Origin of the sequence: Streptomyces griseorubiginosus, assembly GCF_017614965.1 — a bacterium.
Lineage (GTDB): Bacteria > Actinomycetota > Actinomycetes > Streptomycetales > Streptomycetaceae > Streptomyces > Streptomyces griseorubiginosus_B.
On record NZ_WVUG01000594.1, the window covers coordinates 1 to 2020 of the forward strand.

Here is a 2020-nt window from a genome sequence, read left to right on the forward strand (position 1 = left end):
GCCCCGACGTCCCCGACAGCTGGCGCCCCTGGCGCTCCTATGCCCTGCGACACCTGCGCACAGCAGGAGAGTTGGACTGACCTGTGACGACCACCGTATGGACCCGCGTCGACAGCCTCCTCGGCCCGCTGCTGCTCACCGCCGACCCGGCCGGCGCGCTCACCTCCGTCTCCGTGCCGGGACAGAAGAACGGCCCCGCGGTGCGGGAGGGCTGGCGGCACGAGCCCGCCGCCTTCCGGGCCGCCGAGGAACAGCTCGCCGCCTACTTCGCCGGAGAACTCAAGGAGTTCCGGCTGCCGTTCAGCACCGCGGGCAGCGAGTTCCGGGAACGGGTGTGGAACGCCCTGGACGCGGTGCCGTACGGGGCGAGCACGACGTACGGCGAGATCGCCGCGCGGATCGGGGCGCCCCGGGCCGCCGTACGGGCCGTGGGCGGTGCCATCGGCGCCAATCCGCTGCTGATCGTCCGGCCCTGCCACCGGGTGATCGGCGCGAACGGCTCACTGACCGGCTACGCGGGCGGGCTGGAGCGGAAGGTGCGCCTGCTCACCCTGGAGGGCTGCCTGTAGCCGCGGCGGCGGCTCAGTCCTCCAGCCCCCAGCTGTGGATCCGCCGCGGATGGATACGGATCACCTCCTCGCTGAAGTGCGGGCCCAACTCGTGCGGTCCGGTGAGGAGTTCCGCCTCGCCGCGGATGTCGACGCCGCGCACCTTCCACGGGCGCAGGCTGACGATGTCGTCGACGACCAGCGCGACCTTCGGATTCTCCCGCAGGTTGCGCCACTTCTTGGTGCGGCCCATCGCGTACCCGCCGACCAGGATCGTGCCGTCGTCCTGCGGGAAGAAGCCGACCGGGTTCGCCTGCGGCTGCCCGTGCGGGTCGACGGTGGCCAGCCGTCCCAGCCGCTGCGACTTCAGATACGCGCGCTCGGCCTCGCTGAATTCGCTCATGCCCCTCACCCAAACACGCCCGCCGCGCCTCCACATCGGATCCTCGGCCTAGTCCGCGGGACCTACGTCATCCGGCGATCACCGCACCCAGCCACGCGCCCATGATCAGCAGGCAGGTGAACAACTCGGCGAGGACGCCGGCGCCGCCCGAGCGCATCGCCCTGCGCAGGGCCGCCATCGCCTCGCCGTGGCGGCCGAGACGGAGGCGTTCGGCGAGGTAGACGCCGGCCATGAAGCCCGGGATGGCGCCGAGCACGGGAAGCAGGATGAAGCCGAGGAGCGCGCCCGTACCGGCGTACACCGCCATCCTGGGTGTGGCGCCGCTCGCCCGCAGCCGGCGCGGCGGCAGCGCCCAGCGGACCCCCTGGCAGAGGAACAGCGCCACGGTCGCGCCGACCAGGACCCACCAGGCGACCGGCCGCGGGTCCTTCAGCGCCCACCACAGGATCCCGGCCCACACCAGCCACGACCCGGGCACCCCGGGCACCAGCACTCCGCACAGGCCGAGCAGGAGGACCAGACCGACCAGCAGGAGGTCCCACACTCCCATGTGCCCAGGGTGCCGGAGCGACACAGAAAACGCAGGTCAGCATCCGGTACGGGGTACGGCGGCCGGCGCGAAGGGGATCCGGGCCCGGGGCACTCCGGTGTCGCCGGTCGGTTCTCCCGAGGGGGGTGGAAACGTCCGGCGGCCTGTTTCCCGTTTTCCTGTTCGACGTGTCACTCGACACGGCGTTCGACTCGGCGTGCCGCGGCGGTTTTTCCCGTTGCCCCGTTTTCATCCGGGCCCCGGGGTGGACAATTGGGGGCATGAGCCAGCAGGGGGGAAGTCCCACCGGTCACGAGGACGACTGGTGGGGGCAGCTGTACGACGACTCCACCGAGGACACGGGGCCGACCCCCGCGGCCGACACGTTGGACGACCGGTTCGCCTCGGCGGCCGGGACCGTGGCCGACGGATCGCCGCCGGGCGAGCGGGCCGACGTGGTCCCCGCCCAGCGCAGCGGCACGTCGACGGAGACCCCGACGACTACGGCCCCCACGTCCCGGACACCGACCGGCACGGACC

3 protein-coding genes and 1 pseudogene are annotated in these 2020 nt (G+C 72.6%); 2 read left to right on the plus strand and 2 right to left on the minus strand.

Annotated elements, in window-relative coordinates:
* Nucleotides 1–83: 83 nt before the first annotated feature.
* A complete protein-coding gene (locus GRC12_RS43995) occupies nt 84–569 on the plus strand; it encodes a methylated-DNA--[protein]-cysteine S-methyltransferase (protein WP_208786026.1) in 486 nt (161 codons plus the stop codon).
* Nucleotides 570–582: 13 nt separating this feature from the next.
* Here GRC12_RS43995 and GRC12_RS44000 read toward each other — a convergent pair whose 3' ends face one another.
* On the minus strand, nt 583–951 hold the full coding sequence (locus GRC12_RS44000; protein ID WP_208786027.1) for a PPOX class F420-dependent oxidoreductase: 369 nt from the start codon (nt 949–951) through the stop codon (nt 583–585).
* 67 nt (nt 952–1018) lie between these two features.
* Nucleotides 1019–1501, minus strand: a complete 483-nt coding sequence (locus GRC12_RS44005; protein ID WP_208786028.1) for a DUF456 domain-containing protein — start codon at nt 1499–1501, stop codon at nt 1019–1021.
* 260 nt (nt 1502–1761) lie between these two features.
* Here GRC12_RS44005 and GRC12_RS44010 point away from each other — a divergent pair.
* A pseudogene (locus GRC12_RS44010) lies at nt 1762–2020 on the plus strand (protein phosphatase 2C domain-containing protein); the annotation flags it as partial.